This window comes from Micromonospora sp. NPDC005163 (assembly GCF_053599835.1).
Genome location: NZ_JBSFYP010000152.1, coordinates 1 through 2,680, shown reverse-complemented (window position 1 = coordinate 2,680; position 2,680 = coordinate 1). Strand labels below are relative to the sequence as shown.

2 protein-coding genes are annotated in these 2,680 nt (G+C 67.5%); both read left to right on the top strand.

Annotation, left to right across the window (positions count from 1 at the left end; all coding sequences use genetic code 11):
- The first annotated feature begins 383 nt into the window (after window positions 1-383).
- Window positions 384-998, top strand: coding sequence for a hypothetical protein (locus ACWD6N_RS37625; protein WP_450006740.1), 615 nt, complete (start codon window positions 384-386; stop codon window positions 996-998).
- A gap of 346 nt (window positions 999-1,344) precedes the next feature.
- A complete protein-coding gene (locus ACWD6N_RS37620) occupies window positions 1,345-2,445 on the top strand; it encodes a threonine aldolase family protein (protein WP_450006738.1) in 1,101 nt (366 codons plus the stop codon).
- Window positions 2,446-2,680: the final 235 nt, after the last annotated feature.

Sequence of the window (2,680 nt, the reverse complement as noted above, 5' to 3'; positions counted from 1 at the left end):
GGCGGCCCTCTGGGCTTCCCGCTCTCCGCGCCAGCCGCCGGGCGTCAGGCGTGACGGCCGCGGAGCGACAGCGGCAGCGGCCGGCGCGCGCCCTGGCGGCGGCGCGTGCGGCCCGTTGCGGGCCGCCTTGAAGACGTACAGAAACTTTGCACAACATCGCCAGCAGTCCGGCAGTCCGGCTGTCCTCCGTCGACTGATGCGCGACACTCATCCGCCAACTGATCTGCGACACCTTCGCGCGCTGATCGCGGCAGATCCGGAAGCGAAGATCGCAACGACAGGATGCAGCGGGGGCCGGGCTACAGTGTTGGCTTCCGGGGTGTCGGGTTGGGCCAGCCGGAGCAGGCGTGCCCACGCCGGGTTACGACGGGTAGGAGCCGGCGGTGGAGATGGTCGAGCAGCTTCTTTCCCGGACGGATGCCGTCTACCAGAGGTGGTTGGCGTCGATCACCGATGACGTCGTCGCCGACGGGGTGGTCATGTTCTGCCTGGAATCCCTGCAGGAGCGCCACACGACCTACGGGATCGGCGAGTGGCTCACGGGCTATCTCATGATCGGCCAAGAAGGCGATCGGGGATTGTTCCTCAGGTGCGACGGTGGCGGCGGCCCGGTGTTCCGGGCCGACCTGGGTGGTCTCGGCGAAGTCGACCTCGATGTTGTTGCTCCCGTGTTCGAGGTGTGGCTGCATTCCCGCTTCGCCCTGCCACCCGACCCGGAGCCGGAGCTGCCGACAACCGCCGACGTCTATGTAGACAACGTTCCAGTCGATGCCGTTCAGCTGCTGGTACGAGTCAGGAAGCTGCTGGGTGTGGGTTGGCGGTTCGGGGACCTGAGGGGACTGCTCGCCGCCCAACCGTTCCTGGCGGCGAGGTCAGCTCATCTGCGCGCGCTGCGTCGCGACCTGGAGCACGCTCCCGAGTTGCGGCCGTACGTGCACTACGCCACCGACCACGGCCTGGAAGCAGTATGGTCGCCCGTCCGCCCAGGAAGCCGCTGACGTGACGGACGTCCTCGGCTCCGCATCTGCCGGAAGCGTGGCCGTGGTGGGAGCGGCAGTTCATGTCGTGAGTGCACGCACATCGGCATGATGGACGCCCAAGCCGGCTACCTTCGGCTACAGCCAGTGATGGGCCCTTCAACGACCGGGGGGCGCGGTCGGCGGCAATGGAGTGCGCGACAGGTGCACCAGGTTCAGGGTTAGCTCCTCGCCGATGTGGGTCTCGGCTCGCTCCTCCAAACGCCGCGGCCTGCATCCCACGTGCCATACGAGAGGCGTGCATAGGGTGCCGGCCTGCCTCCGAATCCAGTTGGCCCGCTCTTGGCTGGCATGCAACGATCCGCCGATGTCGCACAACACGAGGCAGCGTCGGCTTGCCGCGCTACGAGTCTGCGACCGGATTCTTTCCGGCGGCCCGCCCACCACGATGAGGGAGCGGCTCGCAGACATGGACGCGGGCGGTGATCTCGATAATTGGCCCGACTATTACGGCGACGGTCCAGTGACCACGCTAGAAGAACGCGTGGCAGACCTACTGGGAACCGAAGCGGCCGTCTTCTTCCCCACCGGCACGATGGCCCAGCAGGTCGCGCTGCGCCATGGCGCTGACCGCACAGGGAACCCGACGATCGCTGTCCACCCGCTCGGGCACCTGGAGGTACACCAACGCCAGGCCTATGCCCACCTGAGTGGCCTGAGCAGTACCTGGCCGACAACCGCGCCCCGCAACCCGACTGCCGAGGAGATCGCCGCGCTCGGCGAGCCCGTGAGCACCGTCGTCATCGAACTCCCACTGCGCGACGCCGGCTTCGTCCTTCCCTCCTGGGACGAACTCGCCGCCGTATCCGCCGCAGCGCGCGCCATCGGTGCACGCGTACATTTCGACGGCGCTCGGATTTGGGAATCCACCGCACACCTGGCGCATACCCTCAGCGAGATCGCGAACCTCGCCGACAGCACCTACGTGTCGTTCTACAAGACGATCGGCGGCATCAGCGGTGCGGCCCTCGCGGGCACCACGGAGCTCGCCTCCTACGCCCGCGTCTGGCGGCACCGCCATGGCGGCGAGGTGTTCCAGCAGTGGCCAGCCGCCCTGAGCGCACTCGCCGGTCTGAACAGGGAGTTGCCCCGCATCCCCGAATACGTACGGCACGCGCGGACAGTCGCTGCGGCACTCGCGGCGCTTCCCGGCGCGCGGGTGTATCCAGAACCTCCGCATACCCATCGATTCCGTCTCTGGCTGCCCCACTCGGCGCAGGCACTGAACGACGCTGCGCTGGCACTCGCCGAGGAGGAAAAGCTGTGGTTTGTCGCCGGCTGGCAGGAAACAGCCGCACCGGGTATCGCGATGACCGAGGTAACCGTCGCCGCGCCCGCGCTCGAATGGACCACCGAGGACATCGCCGAGGTGGGTGAGCGCTTCCTCTGCCGCGCCGTCGACCACTGACGCACTCACCTCGGCAGATCCGCACGTCCCGAGGCGCGCACTGATGGGCCCCTAGCTTCATCGCGCGGTTGCGCATCACGTGGCGGAGATGTGCCGCGCATCAGTTGTCGGATCAGACGCCGGCAGTCCGGCCGGACATCGTGTCAAGCCCCGGGTTTGATGGAGAGTTGGTTAGCTGGTTTTCAGGGGTGCGGTGACCGGGTGGGTCATCGCGTGTAGTGCTTCGTGTTCGGCG